The 20,887-nt window shown below is 65.0% G+C and carries 29 protein-coding genes and 1 tRNA gene; 25 read left to right on the top strand and 5 right to left on the bottom strand.

What is annotated here, in order from left to right:
- The first annotated feature begins 19 nt into the window (after nt 1–19).
- Complete coding sequence (locus NKJ34_RS12145) at nt 20–391, top strand: universal stress protein (protein ID WP_253738571.1); 372 nt, start codon at nt 20–22, stop codon at nt 389–391.
- On the opposite strand, the gene NKJ34_RS12140 is transcribed toward NKJ34_RS12145, so the two are convergent.
- Nucleotides 392–724, bottom strand: a complete 333-nt coding sequence (locus NKJ34_RS12140) for a DUF5658 family protein (protein ID WP_253738570.1) — start codon at nt 722–724, stop codon at nt 392–394.
- Nucleotides 725–856: 132 nt separating this feature from the next.
- Here NKJ34_RS12140 and pyrF point away from each other — a divergent pair, with 132 nt between their 5' ends.
- The 3 genes from pyrF to NKJ34_RS12125 all read left to right on the top strand — a co-directional run bounded on the left by pyrF (nt 857) and on the right by NKJ34_RS12125 (nt 4,117).
- Nucleotides 857–1,672 (top strand): orotidine-5'-phosphate decarboxylase, encoded by an 816-nt coding sequence (gene pyrF / locus NKJ34_RS12135; RefSeq protein ID WP_253738569.1) that lies wholly within the window; start codon nt 857–859, stop codon nt 1,670–1,672.
- Between the two features lie 225 nt (nt 1,673–1,897).
- Nucleotides 1,898–2,407, top strand: a complete 510-nt coding sequence (locus NKJ34_RS12130; protein WP_253738568.1) for a DnaJ domain-containing protein — start codon at nt 1,898–1,900, stop codon at nt 2,405–2,407.
- Nucleotides 2,408–2,512: 105 nt separating this feature from the next.
- Nucleotides 2,513–4,117: a GTPBP1 family GTP-binding protein gene (locus NKJ34_RS12125; RefSeq protein ID WP_253738567.1), complete on the top strand. Its 1,605-nt coding sequence runs from the start codon at nt 2,513–2,515 to the stop codon at nt 4,115–4,117.
- 66 nt (nt 4,118–4,183) lie between these two features.
- On the opposite strand, the gene NKJ34_RS12120 is transcribed toward NKJ34_RS12125, so the two are convergent.
- From NKJ34_RS12120 to NKJ34_RS12110, 3 genes are read right to left on the bottom strand one after another with little or no spacing between them, the layout of a single operon-like run.
- Nucleotides 4,184–4,666, bottom strand: coding sequence for a double winged helix-containing putative transcriptional regulator (locus tag NKJ34_RS12120; protein ID WP_253738566.1), 483 nt, complete (start codon nt 4,664–4,666; stop codon nt 4,184–4,186).
- Complete coding sequence (gene mch / locus NKJ34_RS12115) at nt 4,667–5,602, bottom strand: methenyltetrahydromethanopterin cyclohydrolase (protein WP_253738565.1); 936 nt, start codon at nt 5,600–5,602, stop codon at nt 4,667–4,669.
- A 48-nt stretch (nt 5,603–5,650) separates the two neighbouring features.
- Entirely contained in the window at nt 5,651–5,962 is a 312-nt protein-coding gene (locus NKJ34_RS12110) for an MTH1187 family thiamine-binding protein (RefSeq protein ID WP_253738564.1), read from the bottom strand.
- 78 nt (nt 5,963–6,040) lie between these two features.
- On the opposite strand from NKJ34_RS12110, the gene NKJ34_RS12105 reads away from it, so the two are divergent.
- A complete protein-coding gene (locus tag NKJ34_RS12105) occupies nt 6,041–6,445 on the top strand; it encodes a disulfide bond formation protein B (protein ID WP_253738563.1) in 405 nt (134 codons plus the stop codon).
- Between the two features lie 236 nt (nt 6,446–6,681).
- On the opposite strand, the gene NKJ34_RS12100 is transcribed toward NKJ34_RS12105, so the two are convergent.
- Nucleotides 6,682–6,752, bottom strand: a tRNA-Gly gene (locus NKJ34_RS12100).
- A 674-nt stretch (nt 6,753–7,426) separates the two neighbouring features.
- On the opposite strand from NKJ34_RS12100, the gene NKJ34_RS15885 reads away from it, so the two are divergent.
- The 20 genes from NKJ34_RS15885 (at nt 7,427) to NKJ34_RS12000 (ending at nt 20,885) form a co-directional block, all read left to right on the top strand.
- Nucleotides 7,427–8,575, top strand: coding sequence for a PKD domain-containing protein (locus NKJ34_RS15885; RefSeq protein WP_253738562.1), 1,149 nt, complete (start codon nt 7,427–7,429; stop codon nt 8,573–8,575).
- A 386-nt stretch (nt 8,576–8,961) separates the two neighbouring features.
- Nucleotides 8,962–10,194 carry a PKD domain-containing protein gene (locus tag NKJ34_RS12090; RefSeq protein ID WP_253738561.1) on the top strand — a complete coding sequence of 411 codons (1,233 nt, stop codon included), beginning with the start codon at nt 8,962–8,964 and terminating at the stop codon, nt 10,192–10,194.
- Between the two features lie 140 nt (nt 10,195–10,334).
- Nucleotides 10,335–11,009: a phosphate signaling complex protein PhoU gene (phoU, locus tag NKJ34_RS12085; RefSeq protein ID WP_253738560.1), complete on the top strand. Its 675-nt coding sequence runs from the start codon at nt 10,335–10,337 to the stop codon at nt 11,007–11,009.
- Between the two features lie 57 nt (nt 11,010–11,066).
- Entirely contained in the window at nt 11,067–12,002 is a 936-nt protein-coding gene (locus NKJ34_RS12080) for a hypothetical protein (RefSeq protein WP_253738559.1), read from the top strand.
- Nucleotides 12,003–12,249: 247 nt separating this feature from the next.
- Entirely contained in the window at nt 12,250–13,101 is an 852-nt protein-coding gene (locus NKJ34_RS12075) for a putative RNA uridine N3 methyltransferase (protein ID WP_253738558.1), read from the top strand.
- 4 nt (nt 13,102–13,105) lie between these two features.
- Complete coding sequence (locus NKJ34_RS12070; RefSeq protein WP_253738557.1) at nt 13,106–14,122, top strand: 50S ribosomal protein L3; 1,017 nt, start codon at nt 13,106–13,108, stop codon at nt 14,120–14,122.
- A 2-nt stretch (nt 14,123–14,124) separates the two neighbouring features.
- Nucleotides 14,125–14,871, top strand: coding sequence for a 50S ribosomal protein L4 (gene rpl4p, locus NKJ34_RS12065; protein ID WP_253738556.1), 747 nt, complete (start codon nt 14,125–14,127; stop codon nt 14,869–14,871).
- Entirely contained in the window at nt 14,868–15,122 is a 255-nt protein-coding gene (locus tag NKJ34_RS12060) for a 50S ribosomal protein L23 (RefSeq protein ID WP_253738555.1), read from the top strand. The genes rpl4p and NKJ34_RS12060 overlap by 4 nt, the downstream gene beginning before the upstream one ends.
- A gap of 2 nt (nt 15,123–15,124) precedes the next feature.
- On the top strand, nt 15,125–15,856 hold the full coding sequence (locus NKJ34_RS12055) for a 50S ribosomal protein L2 (RefSeq protein WP_253738554.1): 732 nt from the start codon (nt 15,125–15,127) through the stop codon (nt 15,854–15,856).
- Entirely contained in the window at nt 15,856–16,281 is a 426-nt protein-coding gene (locus NKJ34_RS12050) for a 30S ribosomal protein S19 (protein WP_253738553.1), read from the top strand. Before NKJ34_RS12055 ends, NKJ34_RS12050 begins: the two co-directional genes overlap by 1 nt.
- Before the next feature lie 3 nt (nt 16,282–16,284).
- Nucleotides 16,285–16,752 carry a 50S ribosomal protein L22 gene (locus NKJ34_RS12045; RefSeq protein WP_253738552.1) on the top strand — a complete coding sequence of 156 codons (468 nt, stop codon included), beginning with the start codon at nt 16,285–16,287 and terminating at the stop codon, nt 16,750–16,752.
- Entirely contained in the window at nt 16,752–17,681 is a 930-nt protein-coding gene (locus NKJ34_RS12040; protein WP_253738551.1) for a 30S ribosomal protein S3, read from the top strand. The genes NKJ34_RS12045 and NKJ34_RS12040 overlap by 1 nt, the downstream gene beginning before the upstream one ends.
- On the top strand, nt 17,681–17,899 hold the full coding sequence (gene rpmC / locus NKJ34_RS12035; RefSeq protein ID WP_253738550.1) for a 50S ribosomal protein L29: 219 nt from the start codon (nt 17,681–17,683) through the stop codon (nt 17,897–17,899). Before NKJ34_RS12040 ends, rpmC begins: the two co-directional genes overlap by 1 nt.
- A gap of 2 nt (nt 17,900–17,901) precedes the next feature.
- Nucleotides 17,902–18,399: a ribonuclease P protein component 1 gene (locus NKJ34_RS12030; RefSeq protein ID WP_253738549.1), complete on the top strand. Its 498-nt coding sequence runs from the start codon at nt 17,902–17,904 to the stop codon at nt 18,397–18,399.
- Nucleotides 18,390–18,734 (top strand): 30S ribosomal protein S17, encoded by a 345-nt coding sequence (locus NKJ34_RS12025; protein WP_253738548.1) that lies wholly within the window; start codon nt 18,390–18,392, stop codon nt 18,732–18,734. The genes NKJ34_RS12030 and NKJ34_RS12025 overlap by 10 nt, the downstream gene beginning before the upstream one ends.
- Nucleotides 18,734–19,132: a 50S ribosomal protein L14 gene (locus NKJ34_RS12020; RefSeq protein WP_253738547.1), complete on the top strand. Its 399-nt coding sequence runs from the start codon at nt 18,734–18,736 to the stop codon at nt 19,130–19,132. The genes NKJ34_RS12025 and NKJ34_RS12020 overlap by 1 nt, the downstream gene beginning before the upstream one ends.
- A gap of 1 nt (nt 19,133) precedes the next feature.
- The gene (rplX, locus tag NKJ34_RS12015) at nt 19,134–19,496 is read left to right on the top strand and encodes a 50S ribosomal protein L24 (RefSeq protein ID WP_253738546.1); all 363 of its coding nucleotides are present in this window, start codon (nt 19,134–19,136) and stop codon (nt 19,494–19,496) included.
- Nucleotides 19,493–20,194 carry a 30S ribosomal protein S4e gene (locus tag NKJ34_RS12010; protein ID WP_253738545.1) on the top strand — a complete coding sequence of 234 codons (702 nt, stop codon included), beginning with the start codon at nt 19,493–19,495 and terminating at the stop codon, nt 20,192–20,194. Before rplX ends, NKJ34_RS12010 begins: the two co-directional genes overlap by 4 nt.
- Nucleotides 20,191–20,715 (top strand): 50S ribosomal protein L5, encoded by a 525-nt coding sequence (locus NKJ34_RS12005; RefSeq protein ID WP_253738544.1) that lies wholly within the window; start codon nt 20,191–20,193, stop codon nt 20,713–20,715. Before NKJ34_RS12010 ends, NKJ34_RS12005 begins: the two co-directional genes overlap by 4 nt.
- Complete coding sequence (locus tag NKJ34_RS12000; protein ID WP_253738543.1) at nt 20,712–20,885, top strand: 30S ribosomal protein S14; 174 nt, start codon at nt 20,712–20,714, stop codon at nt 20,883–20,885. The genes NKJ34_RS12005 and NKJ34_RS12000 overlap by 4 nt, the downstream gene beginning before the upstream one ends.
- Nucleotides 20,886–20,887: the final 2 nt, after the last annotated feature.

Raw genomic sequence — 20,887 nt, 5'->3', positions numbered from 1 at the left:
CCGCCGTCGACCGATCGGTATGACGACGTTCGTCGTTCCGACGGATTCGGTGCACACGGCCGCGGCGCTCTGTGACTATCTGGTCGACCGGCTCGGCGAGGACGACACCGTGCATGCGGTCTCCGTACAGCCCGACACGTCGGCCAGCGCCGCCGAGCGACGCGACGGCGACGACGCGCTCAACGCGGTCTACGCGCGACTGGGCGCAGTGTCGACCGTCGAGACCCATCGGGTCGACGGCTCGGAGACGTCCGCCGCGGGTGTCCGTACGGTCGCCGCGGAGACCGAGGCCGACGAGATCGTCCTCGGGGTCGACGGCGGCCTCGGAAGCGCCACCGAAGCGGTGGTGGCCGACGCCGACTGCCCGGTGGTGATCGTTCCACTGGCCTGATCATCCTGCCAGCGCCATCCCCACGATGACCGTGTTCCATCCCGTGACACCCACCCCGACGACGGCGAGCCCGAGGGGGACGCCGAGACGGTGAGGGGTCGGGACGGCCCGCCAGAGCCCGTAGCTTCCGGCGAGCACGAGGCATTTCACCAGCCCGATCCCGGCGATCCCGTACCGGTCGACCACCGGGCCGACGACCGGTCCCGCCTCGACGACACCGGGGAACTGGAGGCCGACGGCGGTCGTGGTCAGGTCGCCGACGCCGAAGAACGCGACCGCAACCACCCAGAGTGCGCTCCGGAATCCCTCCGACGGTGCCTCAAAGGGCGACATACGCCCCGGCGCGGGCGGGGGAGCATCGTTATGTGCCGCCTCCCGTATCGTAGTGACTTCCTACCGGGTCGGGTAGGCGGCGGTTACGGCACACAGAAGGAGATTTAAGAGCGCCACGACAGCCATCGAACGATGACTACTGCCTTCTTTGATCGGCTCGCCGACCGGATCGCCACCGTCGACAGCGTCGTCTCGGTCGGTCTCGACACCGACCCCGACCGGATTCCCGACCACCTCCAGGACAAGGACCTCCCACAGTGGGCGTTCAACCGTCGGATCATCGACGCCACCCACGAACACGCCGCCTGCTACAAGCCGAACGCCGCCTTCTACGAGTCGGCCGACGGCTGGCGCGCCCTCCGGGAGACGATCGCCTACGCCCACGGGAAGGACGTCCCCGTCCTGTTGGACGCCAAACGTGCCGATATCGGTAACACGACCCGCCAGTACGCCGAGATGCTCGAGGCGGTCGACGCGATCACGGTCAACCCCTACATGGGTCGGGACTCGCTGCAGCCGTTCCTCGATCGCGCCGACAAGGGCGTCTTCGTGCTGTGCCGGACCTCGAATCCCGGCCGCGAGGACCTCCAGGATCTCGAACTCGACTCGGGGGAACCCCTCTACCGGCGGGTGGCCGCCCTCGCCGACCTGTGGAACGCCAACGACAACGTCGGCCTCGTGGTGGGGGCGACCGGCCCCGACGAGCTCGAAACGATCCGGGAGGCCGTTCCCTCGCTCCCGTTTCTCGTGCCGGGGGTCGGCGCACAGGGCGGCGACGCCGAAGCCGCCGTCGAGTACGGTCTCACCGCCGACGGTGTCGGGTTGGTCAACTCCTCCCGCGGGATCATCTACGCCGGCGAGCAAGAGGGCGACGCGTTCGCGGCGGCCGCAGGACAGGCGGCCAAACGGCTCAAACGCCGGCTGAATCAGTACCGGAGCGCGGACTGACTCACCGCTGCCCAGCCAGACAGTCCCGACACAGTCCCGCCGACCGATCGTAGTGTTGGCTACAGACCAGCCCGCCGCACTGCTCGCAGGTGTGTCTCGCGCCGGCCGTCCCACAGATGTGACAACTGCCAACGGTAGCCATACACCCGCTACGCAGCGGCCGGTCGTAGGCGTTGTGGCACCCCGCCGAGAGAGTTACAATCGTGGAACACGTTGAGGCTACCAGTGGACCGAAACGGGATCGTCATCGGGATCGCCGCAGTGTTCTCGGGTATCACCGTCCTCATGCTGATCGTGGGGGTCGTGGTCAGCCCGTTTTTCCTCCTTGCGGCGCTGCCGTTCGGCGGGGCGGCGTACCTGCTGTGGTACCAGGCCAGCGGTCGGCTCGCCGAGCGGGTGCAGCGGGAGGCGGCGGGAGCTGCCGGCCGGAACCGCTCGACGGCCGGCTTCGATCCGGGCGGCTTCGGGGCCCGACGAACCGCCGAGGGGCGTGATCCCCGCGAGCGGGCCCGCCGTACCCGGCAGAACCGCCGCCGAGCTCGGGCCAGTGCGACCGGCGAGCCGACGCTCTCGGCGACCGACGCTCGCCGCATCCTCGAGGTCGACGACACCGCCAGCGAGGACGATATAAAGGCTGCCTACCGCCGGAAGGCGAAGGAACACCACCCCGACACTGACTCCGGCGACGAGGAAACGTTTAAAAAAGTAAGCCGTGCCTACGAGACGTTGAGCTAGTGAGCAACACGCGATAGCGCCGCTTGTCAGCTATTGTCGACTCTATTGTGGTATGGAGACACACGGCATGAAAAGCGTTTTACTGTCGCCTGACAAACGCCGGGTATGAGCGCGGATCGGGCCGCCCTGCAGCAGGCCCTCAAGCGCGGTGAACAGGACGGCGGCCACATCGAGTTCAAAGAACGGCTCACCCGTGACCTCCACCTCTCGGACGGGCGGATGGAGAGTCTGGCGGCCCAACTCCGCCACCGGGTGCTGTCGGGCGACGGCGAGGCCACCTACGTCGTCGGGGTGACCGACGACGGCGGCATCGCCGGCATCGCCCCCGACGAGTTCTCCGAGACGATGGACGTCCTTTCCTTGCTCGCCGAAGAGGCCGGTGCCCACATCGAGAACGTCGACACGTGGTCCGCCGGCGACGACGGGCTGGTCGGGATGGCGACGATCCGTGAGGGGCCGATGCTGTCGGCCGACAACGGCCATATCGTCATCGGGACGGCGGGTCACGTCGACCACGGGAAATCCACGCTCGTCGGCTCGCTCGTCACCGGCGAGGCCGACGACGGCGACGGCTTCACCCGCGGATTTCTCGACGTCCAGCCCCACGAGGTCGAACGCGGGCTGTCGGCGGATCTCTCGTATGCGGTCTACGGCTTCGACGAGACGGGCGATCCCGTGCGGATGGACAATCCACACCGGAAAGCGGATCGCGCCCGTGTCGTCGAGGAGGCCAGTCGGCTCGTCTCTTTCGTCGACACTGTCGGCCACGAGCCGTGGCTCCGGACGACGATCCGCGGGCTCGTCGGCCAGAAGATCGACTACGGCCTCTTGGCGGTTGCGGCCGACGACGGCCCCACGAAAACGACCCGCGAACATCTCGGCATCCTGCTGGCGACCGATCTCCCGACTGTCGTGACGGTGACGAAAGTCGACGCCGTCTCGCCGGAGCGCGTCGTCGAGGTCGAAAAGGAGATCGAGACCCTACTGCGGGACGTCGACAAGACGCCACTACGCGTCGAGCGGTACGGCGTCGAGACTGCCGCCGCCGAGTTGAGCGAGACGGTCGTGCCGATCATTCGGACGAGTGCGGTCCGAGGCGACGGGATGGCCGACCTCGACCGACTGTTCGAGACGCTGCCCAAGCGGGCGACCGACGAACACAGCGCCTTCCAGATGTACATCGACCGCACCTACAACGTCACCGGCGTCGGGGCGGTCGCCTCCGGCACCATCAACGCCGGCAGCGTCTCGGCGGGCGACGAACTCCTGTTGGGGCCGATGCCCGATGGCAGTTTCCGCGAGGTCGAGGTCCGATCGATCGAGATGCATTACCACCGGGTCGACGAGGCCAAAGCCGGCCGGATCGTCGGGATCGCCCTGAAGGGCGTTGCCGAACGTGAGGTCCAACGCGGGATGGTCCTCCTTCCGCGGGCGGCCGACCCCGAGCCGGTGCGGACCTTCGAGGCGGAGGTGATGGTGCTCAATCACCCAACCCGGATCACCGATGGGTACGAACCCGTCGTCCACCTGGAGACGCTCAGCGAGACGGCGGTCTTCTCGCCGGAGGACGGCAAGCTCCTGCCGGGCGACACTGGCACGGCGACCGTCGAGTTCAAATTTCGCCCCTACTTCGTCGAGGAGGGCCAGCGGTTCGTCTTCCGTGAGGGCTCCAGTAAGGGGGTTGGGACCGTCACTGCAGTCGACTGCTAACCGAGCGTAGTCGACGACTAACGCATCGTAGCCTGCGGTTACGCCCGGCGTTCGCGGCGGTAGGAACTAGTTACTCATATGATAGCCGGCATCGGTTCGCTCGGCCACCCCACACAGCACGCACCACTCGGCCAGCCGCCGCAGTCGCCGCTGTCGGACCTTGCCGGGGTCGGTGTGGTGGTGTCGTTCCCACGTCGGCAGGTCGACCACGCCGTCGAGGTCTTCGACCGACAACGGGTCGTCGGCGTCGGTCAGCACGGAGTGAATCTCGCGTGCCCCGTAGATCCCATCGCACAGCCGGTCGACCAGTTCGTCGGTCGTGAGGTCGACTCGCTCTCGACGGTAGCCGCCCGGCGTCCGGTCGACTAATCGGAGGGCGCGGAGAAACGTCAGCCACTGGCTCGCCTCCTCGCGGTCGTCGATGTGGGTGCGGTCGACCAGCCGCCGGTGGCAGTCGGCTTCGCTGGCCGGCACGAGCGGGATCGCCCGCTGGGCGTCGGCGACGGCGTCGAGGGTGGCCGGCGGTTCGACAACCCACTTGAACCGCATCTACTCGATACCGAAGGAGTCGGCGACGAGTGCCTCGTCGGTCTCGCCGACGACGTAGGTCGCGCCGTCGACCACGTCGATGGTGACCTTCGCGGGCGCGAAGATACGTTCGTCGACCTCGTAGAAGTCCCAGTCGGCTTCGGCGAAGATCTGCTCGAAGGGGACGCCGTACTCCTCCCGTGCATTGGAGGGCACCTGCTCGAAGACGTCCGACTCCGATCGCACTTGGAGGTAGACTTCGCCGCCGTAGGCCAGTGCGTCGTTGGTTCGACCCATCGCCACCGATTCGTTGTAGCTGACGGGTGCGACCGGGGCCCGACCCGTCGCCGAGACGATGTCCGCCGGCGGGTAGCCGAGTTCCGAGAGCCGGAAGACGGCGAGTTCGGCCGCGCGGGCGGCCATCGAGACGCTGCCGGCGGTCGACCCCGCGGCGTAGGTCGGCAGAAACAGGCTCGTCGGCTCGACGTTGCAGCGGTCGGCGACGTGTTCGGCGATCCGGTCGTCGGGCAGGTCGACGCTCTCGACGGCCAGCACGGCGAAATCGAACTCGTCGTAGTAGCCGACGCGTTCGAAGTCGGTCTCCTCGCCGACCAGCGCGCGGGCCGGCCCCGAACCGAGGCCGTCGAACTCACCGAGGTCGAGTTCCCAGCCCGCCTTCTGCGAGCAGAGCAGCGCGACGCCGGGGTGGTCGGTCGTCAACTCGACGTAGGGGATCGGTGCGCCGCCGATCCGGTCCATCTGGGTGTAGGTCGTTGCGAGACCGGCGGTCTGGATGTCCGCCAGCATGAGCCCGGCTTCGATGCCGCCGTCGGCGGCGACACCGAAGTCGAGGACGGTCGCGCCGCAGTCGAGTTCGCCGGGGACGACGCCGAGTTCCTCCGCGAAGTCCAGCGCCTCGTCGACGAGTTCGACTGCCGAGCGGTTGATGCTCTCCATACGCACCGATTGACCGTGGTCTCCTAAAGGGATTCGTAGTCCGGCCGATCAGTCCTCGCTTCTGGCCTCGCGGCCGAGAACGGCTTCGACCGCGTCGACCTTCTCGGCGGCCGACTCGTCGCTGGTCCGCTTGTCGTCGACTTTCAGGACGGTGGTCACCCGGTCGGCGTCGACGGCCGTGTGGGCGTCCCCCACGGCTGCCAGCAGTGTGTCGATATCCTCGGCTTCGATGACGGTCCCCATCGGGTTGGTCTCGTAGCTCACGTCGTGGGCATCGAGGGCGTCGACGGCGGCGGCGACCTCGTCGGCCATGCTGTCTTCGATCACGGGTGCGACACTCAGGAGTGCGATGACGGTCATGGGTCGACTGTCGGGCGCTCGGGTCCTAACTCCACTGGGTGCGGAAACTTGAAACGAACCCCCCGTAATGGGACCTGTATGCGCCGTCGACTGCTCGCTGGCTGTACACTGGTGGCGATCGTGGCGACCACCGGCAGCCTCTATTTCAGCGAGGTCGCCGGACTCGCACCCTGCGAACTCTGCTGGTATCAACGGATCCTGATGTACCCGCTCGTCGTCGTCCTCGGTGTCGCCGCCTACGAACGCCGGGCGGCGGTCTGGAAGACGGGGCTCCCGCTGTCGGTGCTCGGGGTCGGCGTCGCGGGCTATCATACGGTGCTCCAACTCACGCCGACCGTTCAGTGTTCGGCCGGCATCGGCTGCGGGGCGATCCTGTGGCAAGGCCTCGGGGTGTTCACCATTCCGCGACTCGCATTGCTGGCGTTCGGTCTCGTTTCGGTGGGACTCGTCGGCCTCGCAGTCGTCGACCGGCGGGCCGCGTAGCGTTTCGATCGCTCGCCGTTTCGAGTCACGTCGACTGCGCCCCAGCATCCAGTCGCATGCCACAGCGAGCGCTCGCAGGTGTTGCGTTCGGGAGAAAATGCGTCGGCGGGGATTTGAACCTCACTCACTCCCTTCGGTCGTTCGCTGATTCAAATCCCGCGAAACGCAGACATCCGGCGACCGGCATTGCGGCGCGATGAAACGCGCCGCTTGTGGGTTGGTCGCCGGAGAAAGTATGCGTCGGCGGGGATTTGAACCCCGGTTGTAACCATGGCAAGGTTACGTGATACCACTACACTACCGACGCGCGTTCTTCGCATTTACTTCTAACCGGAGGTGGATGTATAAGGGTTGCGAAAGCCACGCCCTGTGAGTGAGAAAACCACACGACAGGAGTGGGGTTCACCGCCCGAACCGGAGCCACTGCCGGCCGCGTCGACGCCTGCGATAGCCCGGCCGAACGGGACACCGGCGGTGCCGCCGAGGGGTCGAGGTTCGATCCCGTGCCGCCGGTCGACCGTCCGCGCTCGCGGGGATCCAGAATCGAACTTCGCGTGTTGACCGCGGGATGGTGCGCTCCGGTCGAGTCGGTCGCGGACGTGGTAGGTTCTCGTTGAGTGTGATGGTGATGCGTCGACAGCCATTGAAACGGTCGGTATCGAGAGGATCGAACTCGGGGTCAGAATGTCGAACGGAGGTCGACTACGAGCGCATCGACGGCCTCCTTGTCACCCGGTTGAAAGGGGTAGTTTCGTGTTAGCCGGATTTATCCGCCTATAACAAACCGCTGGCAGTCGGACTGGCGGCACGAAGCCGACGTACCCAACTGACAATCGGGTCGACGCGGCTCGGTGGCAATGGTTCCCAACCGAACACACAATGAATTCGACACGACAGACCACAGTACTCAGTTTCCTTGTTGCGCTCCTCATGATCTCCGCCCTGTTCGCACCAGTGGTGTCCGCACAGCCCGAGCAGCCGGTGGATGACGAACCAGCGGCCGACGAACCGGCGGCCGACAAGTACACCTTCCGTATCGTGCAGGGCGATCAGGAGTTCGAGGTCGAACCAATGCAGGGCGACGTCCCGGCCGAAGCGTTCTACGACTATCGGGATCCGTATCAGAGCCGGGAGAACCCCTCGTGGGGACGGTCGTTCAGTTCGCGGGGCACGACCGACTACCAACAGGACAGCACGAGCATTCTCCTGTTGTACGAGGGGCCGAAGGGTGTGAGCCTGATCGTCGTTCACGACAAGTATCATGAAGACCTCGACAACGCGACCGCCGGGAGCTCCGTGAGTTTCCAGCTCACCGGACTGCCCGACGACGGCGAGTGGGCCATGATCGACGACGACTACGGCTGGCGGATCGACGGCGAGGAGAAGGGTGATGTCGCCCAACTCGACGCGGATCACCGAGCCGGTGCGGCCGGCAACGACGGCGAGCCGCCCGAGGGTGTCGACGCACGGCTGAGTTGGGCCTGGAAGACCGGCCGAACTGACGGGATGGCCTACCGCGGCCTCGCAGACGAGGACCTGTCGCTCACGATCGACCCCGCGTTCAACGAGGACTCCTATCACCGTGTGGGAGATGATCGACGCCCCGACGAGGAGCCCGACGATCCCGAGGAGGGCGAAGAGTACAACGGGACGATCAACGACTGGCAGGTGATCTCCGCCACCGACGGCGGTGACGATTTCAAACGGATCTGGTTCGATAGCCTCAAAGCGGAGGTCCGGATCGAAACCGTCCCCGCCTCGGAGCCAGTGACGGCCTCGCTGTCGGGTCCCGAGCAGGCATCTGTCGGCCAGAACGTCACGTTTACTGCCAACGCCTCGACTGACGACGTCGACGGCTACGAGTGGACCGTCAACGGCACGCCCGTCGAGTCGACTGACGGCTCGACGCTGACCCACTCCTTCGAGGAGGCGGGTACCGCCGAGGTCTCCGTGACGGTGACGACCGCCGCCGAGCGGAGCGATACGGCCTCACGTACCGTCGAGATCGCCGAAAGCGAGACGGACGGGACCGATGCGACCGACGACCGGACGCCGGGGTTCGGCGCTGGGGCGGCACTCGTCGCGTTGGCTGCCGTGCTACTGCTCGCAGCGCGACGGGTCCACACCTGAACGGCCGTCCGCGTCGAACACGTCGATCGGCAGCATTGGGTTGCCTCCGCGACGGTCGTCCGCGATCTGTCGACTCCCGGTTCCGATCCCGGTACGGGTCAGTTGCTACTGGTATGTTCTCGTTGCGTGGGTGGTTGAACCGTCGACAGATGCAGAAGCGGTGGCTATCGTGGGGGTCGAACTCGTCACCGCGTTTCGGCACTAGCGCTGCTCGGTGGTATGGAGGCGGCCACCTTGTCACCTGATTGAAACGGGTAGTCCCACGTTAGTCAGATTTACCCACCTATAACAAACCGATAGCAGTCGGACTGGCGGTACGAAGCCGACGTAACCAACTGACAATCGGGTCGACGCGGCTCGGTGGCGATGTCCCTCCAACCCACACAATGAATTCAACACGACAGACCACAGTACTCAGTGGCCTCGTTGCGCTGCTCATGATCACCTCGCTGTTCGCACCGGCGGTGTCCGCACAGCCCGAGCAACCGGCGGACGACGAACCCGCCGACGACGAGGAGCGCACCTACCGTATCGTGCAGGGAGACCAGGAGTTCGAGGTTCGACCCATACAGGGTGAGCTTCCCGTCGAGGAGTTCTACGACTACCGGTACCCCTATCAGAGCCGCGAGGACCCCTCGTGGGGCCGATCGTTCAGTTCGGAGGGAACGACCGAGTTCCAGCAGGACGACACGAGCATCCTCATGCTGTGCGAGGGGCCGAACGGCGTGAGCCTCGTTGCGATCCACGACAAGTATTACGAGGACCGTGAAAACGGGACCGCCGGAAGCTCGGTGAGTTGGGAACTCACCGGCCTGCCCGAAGACGGCGAGTGGGCCGTGATCGACGACGACTACGACTGGCGGAACGAGACGGTCGAAAAGGACGACATCCACCAACTCGGTGCGGACCATCGCACCGGCGCCGCCGGCAACGACGGCGACCCGCCGGAGGGCGTCGACGCCCGGCTGAGTTGGGTGTGGTCGAACGGCCGAACCGACGGGATGGCCTACCGCGGCCTCGGCGGCGAGAACGTGTCGATCACGATCGATCCCGCGTTCAATGGGGATTCCTACCACCGGTTCGGCGACGACCGCCGGCCCGACGAGGATCCCGACGACCCCGAGGAGGGCCCGGAGTACAACGGGACGATCGACGACTGGCAGGTGATCTCCGCCACCGAAGACGGCGAGGAGATCAGACGGGCGTGGTTCGATAGCCTCGAAGAGGAGGTCCGGATCGAGACCGCTCCGGCCACCGAGCCCGTAACGGCCTCGCTTTCAGGCCCCGACCGAGCAACGGTCGGCGAGAACGCGACGTTCACCGCCAACGCAACTGACGACGTCGAGGGCTACGAGTGGACGGTCGACGGCACGCCGATCGATTCGGCCGACGAATCGACGCTGACCCACTCGTTCGACGAGGCGGGTACCGCCACGGTCAACGTGACGGTGGCGACTGCCGACGAGCGAACCGACACGGCATCCCACACCGTCGACGTCGCCGAAGCCGAAACGGAGACACAGACGGCCGAAGACTCGACACCGGGCTTCGGGATCGGGGCGGCACTCGCCGCGTTGGGCGGTGTGCTACTGCTTGCAGCCCGACGGCGAGGCACCTGATCGGTCGCTCACCAGCCGGCCGTCGTTAGTCGACTCGGTATTCGTCGCATTAGTCGCGAGTATCTGCACAGAACGCCAGTAATACACCTAATATTGAGTTAAACGGAAGGCTAATACGGGTTTCATCTGAATGTGTGGGCATGCCACGTGTCGACTACCAGCACCGCCTCGATGCGCTTCGGGAGGACGTGCTGTACCTCTCGGAGATCGTCCTCGATCGACTCCGGCGCGCACTCTCCGCGCTCGAACGGACCGACGCGTCGGTAGCCCGGGCGGTGATCGACGGCGACAGCGAGATCAACGAGCAGTATCTCGAACTGGAGGGTGACTGTGTCGACCTGATCGCCCTCCAGCAGCCGGTAGCCTCCGATCTCCGATTCATCGCTGCCTCGTTTAAGATCCTCACCGATCTCGAACGCGTCGGCGATCTGGCGGTCAACCTCGCCGAATATTCGCTGACTACCAGCCGAACGCGGCTGCCGGAGGTCGACGTCCAAGCCATCGGCACTGCAGTCACCGAGATGCTGGAGGACGCGATGGTCGCCTACGCCGACGCGGACAGCGAGCTGTGTTACACCCTCGCCGAGCGCGACGACGTGGTCGACCAGCAGTGTGAGGCCGCTTCCGAGGCGGTCGTTCGTGATCTCTTGGGCCGTGAGCAGTCGACTGGCGAAGTCGACCGTGAGGGACTCCTCGCTGACATCTCGCGGCTCCTGCTCACCGTGCGGGATCTCGAACGCATCGGCGATCACGCGGTCAACATCGCCTCGCGGAGCCTCTATATGATCCAGAACGACGCCGACCTGCTGTACTGAGTTGAAACTCCCGCCGCATGGGGAGGATTTATCTTATTTAAATCAAATATTTCATTCATGTCTTTCCGGAGCGTGAGCAGTCCATTTCATCACGCAACCCACCCGATAGCGGGTGAGTTCGCCCGTCTCATCGTTATCCTGAGTGGGCTGTACCTCTGGCACCGCCTCGTGAGAGCGGTGCTGTCGACGGTGGCCGGAGGCGGTGGCCCACCAGCGTTCAGCGGGGTGGCGATCACCAGTCTCGTCTTCGGTGGCACTACCATTGGAGGTGTACTGCTGTTTACTGTAGCATATACCGACTACCGGAACATTAGCCTCGGTCTACAGCTCCCATCACGGGGCGACCTACCGCTGGTAGGGATTGCGGGAGTGGTCCCACTGATCGGTGTCGCTCTCACCAAACTGGTCGGTACCGTCACCGGCGTGCAGTACAACGCGTTGCTACAGTATTCAGTCGCTGCTGATTCATCGCTGCTCCCAGTATTGAAGCTGACAGTGATTTCGGTCCTCGTCGGCGTTCCGATGTTCGTGATCGTCTGTCAGATACTCATCCAGGGGAGCTTCGGACAGGCCGTCGACGCCGACAGGGCTATCGCGCTGACGACGTTCGCGGCGGGCTTCGTCCTGCTGAGTACCACTGGCGGACTGACCACCGTTCCCGACCGTGGGAAACTCCTCGGCTTGCTGGTGTTCACGCTCTGCCTCGGCGTCGGCCCGTATCTCGTCGACCAGTTCGCCCCTGACCGTCGACCGGCGGTCGCCTACGGTCCTGCGCTCCTCTTTATTGGGTTTGTCGTCGTCTCGGGAGTTACCGCAGTCGACTCCTTCGCCGGTGGCCTGTTCATCGCCACCCATCTCGCGGTACTCGGTGTCGCCGCCTACAGCTACGACCGAACTGGCTCGGTTCTCCCACCGGCAGTCGCCTACACGACGCTGGAACTGGCTAATACCGGGACTGTCTACGCCTTCGAGGCTGGGCTCCAGAGTTGGTAGAGTAGGAATTCTGTTTCTCACGTGCACGCGCGACACGGATCGAGCCGAGTCGACGCTGTCGACAGGTCAAGTGTTCCACGTTTCATCTACATTTTGTCGTGTGGTATGGTACACCAACCAACAACGTGATTGCCGGATACAGGCGCTCTAGGGACCGTGTGAAGGCGACACAGGGGGAGATCGTTCCGCTACCCTTTTAGGGTCCCATTGGGAATCGAAGATACAGTCTAGTGACGAGGCACACCCGATGGACGGACTCACACTACTGGTTCCGTCGTCGGTCGTCCGCGAAGCCGAGGACAAACGCGAGGCAACTCGTAAGCTCGGTTACGTCGCCCGTGCGGCGGCGGTGTTTCGGGCCGACCGACTTCTCGTCTTTCCCGACCGGGAAGGCGAGCGTCGATGGGGCGAGGAGTTCGTCTCCGTCGTGCTGCAGTACGCCGCGACGCCCCCCTACCTCAAAGACGAGGTGTGGGGCAAACGCGACGAACTGCTGTTCGCGGGGATCCTTCCGCCGCTCCGCGTCTCGTCACAGACGGTAACCGATCCGGACGGATCGGTTACACACCAAGGAATCGTGACCAAGGTCGGATCTGAAGGCCGCGTTCGGGTCACTTGCGGACTGCAACACCCGATCTCGCTCATGGTGCCGCCGGATATGGCGACACCCGCTGAGGGGGAGCGCGTCACCGTCAGGATCTCTTCGAGAGAACCGGTCCGTGCACGACTCGTCGACGAACCCACACCGGGGTTCGACGTCGAATGCATGGGCCTCTCGGCAGCCCTCAGCGACGAATCGGGGCTACGGATCGCCGCCTCCGAGTACGGGGAGAAAATCACCCACGCTCGGCTCGGCGATCTCCTCCCGGATCTCCGGGCGGGGATGACCGTCGCCTTCGGCTCGCCCGGCAGAGGGCTACCGGAAATACTCGGGCTCGAACCCGAGGCAGTCTCGGCCGCAGTCGCGGCACAGGGACACGTCGACTCCGATCCGGGGTTCGACCGCTGGCTCAATACGATTCCGCGACAGGGCAGCGAGACGGTGCGAACGGAGGAAGCGATGTTCGCGTCGCTCGGCTGTCTCACGCTCACGGAGTAACAACATGCCACAACCAAGCAGACCACGCAAAGGCTCGCTGGGCTACGGCCCGCGAAAGCGTGCGACCTCCGAGGTCCCACGCATTCGCTCGTGGCCAGACGACGACGGAGCAGCGGCTCCACAGGGCTTTGCCGGCTACAAGGCCGGAATGACCCACGTCGTGATGGTCAACGACGAGGCAGACTCGCCGCGTGAAGGAATGGAAGAGTCCGTTCCTGTCACGGTCGTCGAGGTGCCTCCGATGCGGGCGGTTTCCCTCCGAGCCTATCAAGACACGCCGTACGGACAGAAGCCGATCACCGAGGTCTGGGCCACCGAGTTCGACGAGAACCTCGACCGCGCCCTCGACCTTCCGGCTGAAGACACCTTCGAGGAGGACTCGGAGGCCCTTCGGGAACTCATCGCCGACGGTGAGGTAGACGACCTGCGTCTCATCACCCACACCGTCCCCGGCGAACTCCAGAACGTCCCGAAGAAGAAACCCGACATCATGGAAACGCGCGTCGGCGGCGGCTCGCTCGACGAGCGCGCCGACTTCGCGCTCGAACTGCTCGAAGACGGCGGCGAACACAGCGTCGACGACGTCTTCCGCGCAGGCGAATACCTCGATGTCTCGGGCATCACAAAGGGGAAAGGCACCCAGGGTCCCGTCAAGCGATGGGGCGTCCAGAAGCGGAAGGGCAAACACGCCCGCCAGGGATGGCGTCGACGGATCGGCAACCTCGGTCCGTGGAACCCTTCCCGGGTCCGCTCGACGGTTCCTCAGCAAGGACAGACCGGCTACCACCAGCGAACCGAACTCAACAAGCGCCTGATCGACATCGGCGAGGGCGACGAGGCCTCCGTTGACGGCGGCTTCGTCAACCACGGCGAGGTCGACGGCGACTACATCCTCGTGAAGGGGTCGGTTCCGGGGCCGAACAAACGGCTGCTGCGGTTCCGCCCGGCCATCCGGCCGAACGACACCCCGCGCCTCGATCCTGAGGTCCGGCACGTCTCAACCGCATCTAATCAGGGCTAATCATGCAGGCAACAGTACGCGACCTGAACGGTGACGACGCGGGCTCGATCGACCTCCCCGAGGTCTTCGAGACCCACTTCCGCCCGGATCTCATCCAGCAGGCGGTCGTCGCCGCACAGGCAAACCGGAAACAGGCCTACGGCGCGGACGAGTTCGCCGGGCTCCGAACGCCCGCCGAATCCCTCGGCAGTGGCCGCGGGATGTCCCACGACCCCCGACAGGACGGTGTCGCACGGCGCGTCCCCCACGCTGTCAGCGGTCGGAAGGCACACCCGCCGAAGGCCGAGAAGGACCAGGGCAAGACGATCAACAAAAAGGAGCGCCAACTCGCCACGCGGTCGGCGCTCGCCGCAACCGCCGACGCCGAGCGCGTCGCCGACCGCGGCCACCAGTTCGATGAGGATCTCGACCTCCCGCTCGTCGTGAGCGACGAGTTCGAAGACCTCGTCAAGACCCAAGAGGTCCTCGGACTGCTCGAATCACTCGGCGTCGACACCGACATCGAGCGCGCCGAGGAGGGCAAGACGGTGCGGGCCGGACGCGGGACGACCCGTGGCCGGAAGTACCAGGAACCCAAATCGATCCTCTTCGTCACGAGCGAGGAACCCTCGACGGCCGCCCGTAACCTCGCGGGTGCCGACGTGGCAACTGCTCACGACGTCAACGTCGAGGATCTCGCCCCCGGTACTCACGCCGGTCGGCTGACGATCTTCACCGAAAGCGCGATCGAGGAGGTGGCCGACCGATGAGCTCGATTCTTCACCACCCGCTGGTGACCGAGAAGGCGATGAACGAGATGGACTTCGACAACAAGCTCCTGTTCATCACCGACATCGACGCCACCAAGCCCGAGATCGCCGAGGAAGTCGAGACGCGCTACGACGTGACTGTGACGAACATCACGACGCAGATCACGCCGAAAGCACAGAAGAAGGCGACGCTCTCGTTGAGCGACGACGACGACGCGACCGAGGTCGCCTCACGGATCGGGGTGTTCTAACGATGGGACGACGAATTCAGGGACAACGACGCGGTCGTGGCGGCCCAACGTTCCGGGCCCCATCCCACCGCTACAAGGCAGAACTGTCGCACAAGAAGTCCGAAGACCACGACACCATCTCCGGCGAGGTCGTCGACATCGAACACGACCCCGCCCGGAGCGCCCCCCTTGCGGACATCGAGTTCGAGGACGGCGACCGTCGACTCGTCCTCGCCCCCGAGGGTATCACGGTCGGCGAGACGATTCAGGTCGGCGTCAGCGCGGAGATCAAACCCGGCAACACGCTGCCACTGGGAGAGATCCCCGAGGGCGTGCCGGTCTGTAACGTCGAGAGCTCGCCGGGCGACGGCGGGAAGTTCGCCCGCTCTACGGGCGTCTCGGCGCAGCTGATGACACACGACCGCAACGTCGCGGTCGTCCAGCTGCCGAGCGGCGAGGTCAAACGGCTCAACCCCGACTGTCGCGCCACGATCGGCGTCGTCGCCGGCGGTGGCCGGACCGAAAAGCCGTTTGTCAAGGCAGGCAACAAGTACCACAAGATGAAAGCACGGGGGACGAAGTACCCGCGGGTCCGTGGGGTTGCCATGAACGCGATCGACCACCCCTTCGGTGGCGGTGGCCGTCAGCACCCCGGCAAACCGAAATCCGTTTCGCGGGACGCCCCGCCGGGACGGAAGGTCGGCGACATCGCCTCGAAGCGAACCGGACGCGGCGGCAAAGGAGGACGTGACTAATGAGCAGCACAGAATACCGAACTGGCCGAGAGGGCGAGTTCACATACCGCGGTTACGACCTCGACGAACTCCAAGCGATGGAGCTCGACGAGGTGGCAGAACTGCTCCCCGCTCGACAGCGGCGAACCATTCTCCGTGGGCTCTCGGAGGAACACCAGAAGCTCCTCGAGAAGGTCGAGGACAAGACCGCCGAGGAGACGGCCAACAACCCGGTCCGAACCCACCTGCGGGACATGCCGGTCCTGCCGGAGTTCGTCGGACTGACGTTCGCCGTCTACACCGGGCAGAGCTTCGAGCGTGTCGAGGTCGAACCCGAGATGATCGGCCACTACCTCGGCGAGTTCCAGCTCACGCGGACCTCGGTCGAACACGGACAGGCCGGGATTGGCGCGACCCGTTCATCGAAGTTCGTGCCTCTCAAGTAAACCATGGGAATCAACTACAGCGTCGAGGCCGATCCCGACACGACCGCGAAAGCGATGCTCCGGGAGCGGCCCATCAGCCTGAAGCACAGCAAGGCCATCTCGAAGGCCATCAAAGGCAAGACCGTCGCGGAGGCCGAGGCCTACCTCGACGACGTGATCGACGGCGAGCAGTCGGTGCCGTTCAAACAGCACAACACCGGCGTCGGTCACCGCTCGGATATCGACGGCTGGGACGCCGGCCGCTACCCCGAGAAGGCAGCCAAGGACTTCCAGCGGCTGCTGGAGAACGCCCGCAACAACGGCGAGAATCAGGGGTTCGACGGCCCCGAGATGGTGATCAAACACGTCGCCCCCCACAAGGTGGGCGAACAGCCCGGTCGACAGCCACGTGCGTTCGGCCGCGCCAGCGGGTGGAACACCACGCTCTGTGACGTCGAACTGATCCTCGAAACATCGGAGGCGGATAACTAATGGCAGACGAACAGCAGTTCATCGAAAACGGCCTGCAGCGCGCCCAGATCGACGAGTTCTTCGGCGACGAACTCGGCCGCGCAGGCTACGGCGGCATGGACATCGCCAAAACCCCGATGGGAACGCAGATCGTCCTCAAGGCCGAAAAGCCCGGGATGGTCATCGGGAAAGGCGGCAAGAACATTCGGAAGATCACCACCGAACTCACCGAACGGTTCGGGATGGAAGACCCCCAGATCGACGTCCAGGAAGTCGAGGAGCCGGACCTCAACGCCCGGATCGTCGCCGACCGACTGGCCAACGCCCTCGAGCGTGGCTGGTACTTCCGGAAGGCGGGTCACACCACCATCGACCGCATCATGGAGGCCGGCGCACTCGGCGCTGAGATCGTCCTCAGCGGCAAGGTGACCGGTGCCCGTTCCCGCGTCGAGAAGTTCAACCGCGGCTACATCAAACACAACGGCGAACCCGCCCAGACCGTCGTCGACGAGGGGCAGGGCGTCGCCGTGATGAAGCTCGGAACCATCGGCGTCACCGTCAAGATCATCCCGCCGGGAGCCACCCTGCCGGACGACTTCGAGATCCACGAGGACGTCGAGATCGAGGATGTCGAGCAGGCCGACGACGGCGAGAGCGTCGAGTCGCTGCTCGCGGAGGAGCCCGACGAGGTGCCGGAGGCCGCCGAGGCCGAGCCGGCAGACGACGTCGAGGTGCCCGACGAGGATCCCGCCGAGGTCATCGACGAGGAGATCGTCGAGGAAGTCATCGACGAGGAGACCGCCGACGAGGACGACGCCGAGGCTGACGCCGACGCCGATGCCGACGACGCGGCCGACGATGACGAGGAGGAACTCGACGAGGACGTTGCCGAGGAGGCAGCCGATCTCGTTGCCGAGATGGAAGACGACGACGAGGAGGTCGATAACTGATGGCGATCCTCTACGCCGAGGAGATCCGGGACATGACGCCCGCCGAGCGCGAGGTCGAGCTCGAAGAGCTCGAAACCGAGCTGCTCAACCTCAAGGCCCTACAGGCCGCCGGTGGCGTCCCCGAAAACCCCAGCGAGCTCAAGGAGCTTCGCCGGACCATCGCCCGGATGAAGACGATCCAGACCGAAGAAGGCGACTTCGAAGACGACGACGCCTAACGATGCCGCGAACGCCCGAGACACTCACACGACACGAACTCATCGGCCTCCCGCTTCGGGTGGTCGACGCCGCCAGTGCCGACTTCGTCGGCCTTTCAGGGCGGGTCGTCAGCGAGACGATGCACACGCTCGTCGTGTCGACTGCCTCGGGCGAGAAACGCGTGCCGAAGGCGGACTCGGTGTTCGAATTCGCGCTCAGTGAGGAATCGACAGACGACCAAGGTGCAGGCGTGCACACAGATGAAGCCGCCGAGATCGCAGCGGGAGATCATCCCGCGGCGGACCCGTCACCGGGACGGGGCCGGAAGGGCTCGGGGTCTCCGTTCGAACTCGGGGAGGAAACTGCGGGGGTACGCCCCCGCAAGTCTTCGCCGTCGGAATGTTCCGCAAACCAACCGGGTGGATGCGAGGGCGGAGTCTACGTTACGGTGGATGGCAGCCGACTACTCTCACGGCCTGCAGACCGAACCCAACGCACAGGAGATTCGAAATGGCGATAGGACTTGACGTACCTATGCCTCCGGAACCCGAAAACCCGGAGGAATACGACTACGAGAAGTGTCCGTTCTACGGACAGCTACCCGTTCGAGGCCAGACCCGCAGTGGGACTGTCGTCTCGACGGATATGGCAAAGACCGTCATCGTCGAGCAGGAGTACGACGTGTTCGTGCCGAAATACGACCGGTATATGAAACGCCGGTCCCGTATTCCGGCCCACGTTCCCGGCGTACTCGATGAGCTCGAAGAAGGTGACGAAGTAACGATCGCGGAGACCCGACCGCTCTCGAAGACGAAATCCCACGTCGTCGTCGAAAAGCTTGGAGGCGATGCCTGATGGAGGCCCTCAAAGCCGACGTGACGCAGGGACTCGAGAAGGGCTCGCTGATCACGTGTGCCGACAACACCGGCGCGCGTGAACTGCGAGTCATCAGCGTCGCGGGCTACTCCGGGACGAAGAACCGACACCCCAAAGCCGGTCTCGGCGACAAGGTGACCGTCTCGGTCACCAAGGGGACCCCCGAAATGCGACGGCAGGTGCTGGAGGCAGTCATCGTCCGCCAGCGTAAGCCGATCCGTCGACCGGACGGCATTCGCGTAAAATTCGAGGACAACGCCGCCGTTCTCATCGACGAGAACGAGGAGCCTCGCGGGACCGACATCAAGGGCCCGATCGCACGCGAAGTCGCCGAGCGCTTCGGGAGCATCGCATCCACGGCGACGATGATCGTCTAGTATGACACGACAACCACACAAACAGCGAAAATCCGCTGCCAACGCGTCGCTCCACGAGCGACACGAGCAGGTCAAAGCGCCGCTGTCGGCCGACCTCCGCGAGGAGTACGACCAGCGGAGCGTCCGCGTCAACGCCGGCGACACCGTCGTCGTCCAGCGTGGCGACCACGCCGGAAGCGAGGGCGAAGTGCTGACGGTCGACCTCAAAAAGGCCGAGATCCACGTCGAGGAAGTCACTGTCGAGAAGTCCGACGGTGAAGAGGTTCCCCGACCGCTCGACGCCAGCAACGTGCAGGTGACCGGGCTGGATCTCGACGACCCACGGCGCGAGGCCCGCCTCAGCAGCGAGGAGGACAACGAATGAGCAACCACCAGAAACGACTCTCGGTACCGAACTCGTGGCCGGTCGAACGGAAGACCGAAACCTACACCGTGAAAGCCGGTGCGGGCCCCCACGGCGAGGCCGGCGTGCCCCTGCTCGTCCTGCTGCGGGACGTGCTCGGCTACGTCGACTCGAAGAAGGAGGCGCGCTACGCGCTGAATCAGGACTCGATCCTCGTCAACGGGGATGCGATCTCCGACGAACGCCGTCCGATCGGCATGTTCGACATCATCGCCTTCACCGAGCGCGGCGAGTTCTACCGCGTGTTCCCCGACGAGGGCGGTCGGCTCGCGCTGACCCCCATCGACGAGGCCTCGGCAGGCAGTCGGCTCGGCAAGATCGTCAACAAAGAGCAGGTCACTGGCGGCGAGTTCCAGTTGACGCTCCACGACGGCACCAACGTCCGCACCGACGACGGCAGCGAGTACTCGACGAACGACTCGCTTGTCATCGACAACGAGGACAAGGAGATCGTCGCCCACTTCGTCTACGAAGAGGGCGCACTCGTCACCGCCGTCGACGGTCAGCACGCCGGCCAGATCGGCACTGTCGAGGAGATCGACGTCACCCTCGGTAGCGGTTCGAACACCGTCCGCGTCGAGGGCGACGACAGCTTCGAGACGGTCGAAGAGTACGTCGTCGTCATCGACGAGAACTTCACGGGAGATGATGACGAATGAGCGAGGCTGAAGCCGAGTTCCACGACATGCGCGAGCCGCGCGTCGAGAAGGTCGTCGTCCACATGTCGGTCGGCGAAGGTGGCCGCGAACTCCAGAACGCCCAGGAGATCCTCGAAGAGATCGCGGGCCAGGAGAGCGTTCAGACGCTCGCCAAGCGGACGATCGCCGAGTTCGACATCCGCGAGGGTGACCCGATCGGCGCGAAGACGACGCTCCGCGGCGAGGACGCCCACGAGTTCCTCGAGACGGCCCTGCCGTTGACGGAGCTTTCGGTCTCGCAGTTCGACGACACCGGTAACTTCAGCTTCGGCGTTGCCGAACACACGGAGTTCCCGAGTCAGGAGTACGACCCGCAGATCGGTATCTACGGGCTCGATGTCACCGTGACGCTCGTCCGACCAGGCTACCGCGTCTCGAAGCGAGACAAGGAGACCCGATCGATTCCGAGCGGTCACCGGATGACACCAGACGACGCAGCCAATTTCGTCGCGTCGACGTTCGACGTGGAGGTCAATGAATGAGCGAAAGCGAAGAACAGACGTCCGGAGACACCGCGGAGCGGACGGGCCAGGAGCTGGCCTGTCGGCGCTGTGAGCGCGAACAGGGGCTCGTCGGCAAGTACGACATCAACCTCTGTCGGCAGTGCTTCCGCGAGGTCGCCCGAGACATGGGATTCAAGAAGTACAGCTAACC

Origin of the sequence: Halohasta salina, from assembly GCF_024178165.1 — an archaeon.
Lineage (GTDB): Archaea > Halobacteriota > Halobacteria > Halobacteriales > Haloferacaceae > Halohasta > Halohasta salina.
This window is presented reverse-complemented; position numbering and strand designations above follow the sequence as displayed.

Bases quoted from the DNA above. Each gene is read 5' to 3' on its own strand.
- NKJ34_RS12125 (WP_253738567.1), top strand. From the start codon at position 2,513: ATGAGCGCGGATCGGGCCGCCCTGCAGCAGGCCCTCAAGCGCGGTGAA.
- NKJ34_RS12140 (WP_253738570.1), bottom strand. From the start codon at position 724: ATGTCGCCCTTTGAGGCACCGTCGGAGGGATTCCGGAGCGCACTCTGG.
- NKJ34_RS12030 (WP_253738549.1), top strand. From the start codon at position 17,902: ATGCCGCGAACGCCCGAGACACTCACACGACACGAACTCATCGGCCTC.
- NKJ34_RS12025 (WP_253738548.1), top strand. From the start codon at position 18,390: ATGGCGATAGGACTTGACGTACCTATGCCTCCGGAACCCGAAAACCCG.
- NKJ34_RS12120 (WP_253738566.1), bottom strand. From the start codon at position 4,666: ATGCGGTTCAAGTGGGTTGTCGAACCGCCGGCCACCCTCGACGCCGTC.
- NKJ34_RS12105 (WP_253738563.1), top strand. From the start codon at position 6,041: ATGCGCCGTCGACTGCTCGCTGGCTGTACACTGGTGGCGATCGTGGCG.
- NKJ34_RS12020 (WP_253738547.1), top strand. From the start codon at position 18,734: ATGGAGGCCCTCAAAGCCGACGTGACGCAGGGACTCGAGAAGGGCTCG.
- NKJ34_RS12010 (WP_253738545.1), top strand. From the start codon at position 19,493: ATGAGCAACCACCAGAAACGACTCTCGGTACCGAACTCGTGGCCGGTC.
- phoU (WP_253738560.1), top strand. From the start codon at position 10,335: ATGCCACGTGTCGACTACCAGCACCGCCTCGATGCGCTTCGGGAGGAC.
- NKJ34_RS12080 (WP_253738559.1), top strand. From the start codon at position 11,067: ATGTCTTTCCGGAGCGTGAGCAGTCCATTTCATCACGCAACCCACCCG.
- NKJ34_RS12045 (WP_253738552.1), top strand. From the start codon at position 16,285: ATGGGAATCAACTACAGCGTCGAGGCCGATCCCGACACGACCGCGAAA.
- NKJ34_RS12055 (WP_253738554.1), top strand. From the start codon at position 15,125: ATGGGACGACGAATTCAGGGACAACGACGCGGTCGTGGCGGCCCAACG.
- NKJ34_RS12145 (WP_253738571.1), top strand. From the start codon at position 20: ATGACGACGTTCGTCGTTCCGACGGATTCGGTGCACACGGCCGCGGCG.
- NKJ34_RS12060 (WP_253738555.1), top strand. From the start codon at position 14,868: ATGAGCTCGATTCTTCACCACCCGCTGGTGACCGAGAAGGCGATGAAC.
- rpmC (WP_253738550.1), top strand. From the start codon at position 17,681: ATGGCGATCCTCTACGCCGAGGAGATCCGGGACATGACGCCCGCCGAG.
- NKJ34_RS12110 (WP_253738564.1), bottom strand. From the start codon at position 5,962: ATGACCGTCATCGCACTCCTGAGTGTCGCACCCGTGATCGAAGACAGC.
- NKJ34_RS12075 (WP_253738558.1), top strand. From the start codon at position 12,250: ATGGACGGACTCACACTACTGGTTCCGTCGTCGGTCGTCCGCGAAGCC.
- NKJ34_RS12040 (WP_253738551.1), top strand. From the start codon at position 16,752: ATGGCAGACGAACAGCAGTTCATCGAAAACGGCCTGCAGCGCGCCCAG.
- NKJ34_RS12050 (WP_253738553.1), top strand. From the start codon at position 15,856: ATGAGCAGCACAGAATACCGAACTGGCCGAGAGGGCGAGTTCACATAC.
- NKJ34_RS12070 (WP_253738557.1), top strand. From the start codon at position 13,106: ATGCCACAACCAAGCAGACCACGCAAAGGCTCGCTGGGCTACGGCCCG.
- NKJ34_RS12090 (WP_253738561.1), top strand. From the start codon at position 8,962: ATGAATTCAACACGACAGACCACAGTACTCAGTGGCCTCGTTGCGCTG.
- pyrF (WP_253738569.1), top strand. From the start codon at position 857: ATGACTACTGCCTTCTTTGATCGGCTCGCCGACCGGATCGCCACCGTC.
- rpl4p (WP_253738556.1), top strand. From the start codon at position 14,125: ATGCAGGCAACAGTACGCGACCTGAACGGTGACGACGCGGGCTCGATC.
- NKJ34_RS12005 (WP_253738544.1), top strand. From the start codon at position 20,191: ATGAGCGAGGCTGAAGCCGAGTTCCACGACATGCGCGAGCCGCGCGTC.
- mch (WP_253738565.1), bottom strand. From the start codon at position 5,602: ATGGAGAGCATCAACCGCTCGGCAGTCGAACTCGTCGACGAGGCGCTG.
- NKJ34_RS12000 (WP_253738543.1), top strand. From the start codon at position 20,712: ATGAGCGAAAGCGAAGAACAGACGTCCGGAGACACCGCGGAGCGGACG.
- rplX (WP_253738546.1), top strand. From the start codon at position 19,134: ATGACACGACAACCACACAAACAGCGAAAATCCGCTGCCAACGCGTCG.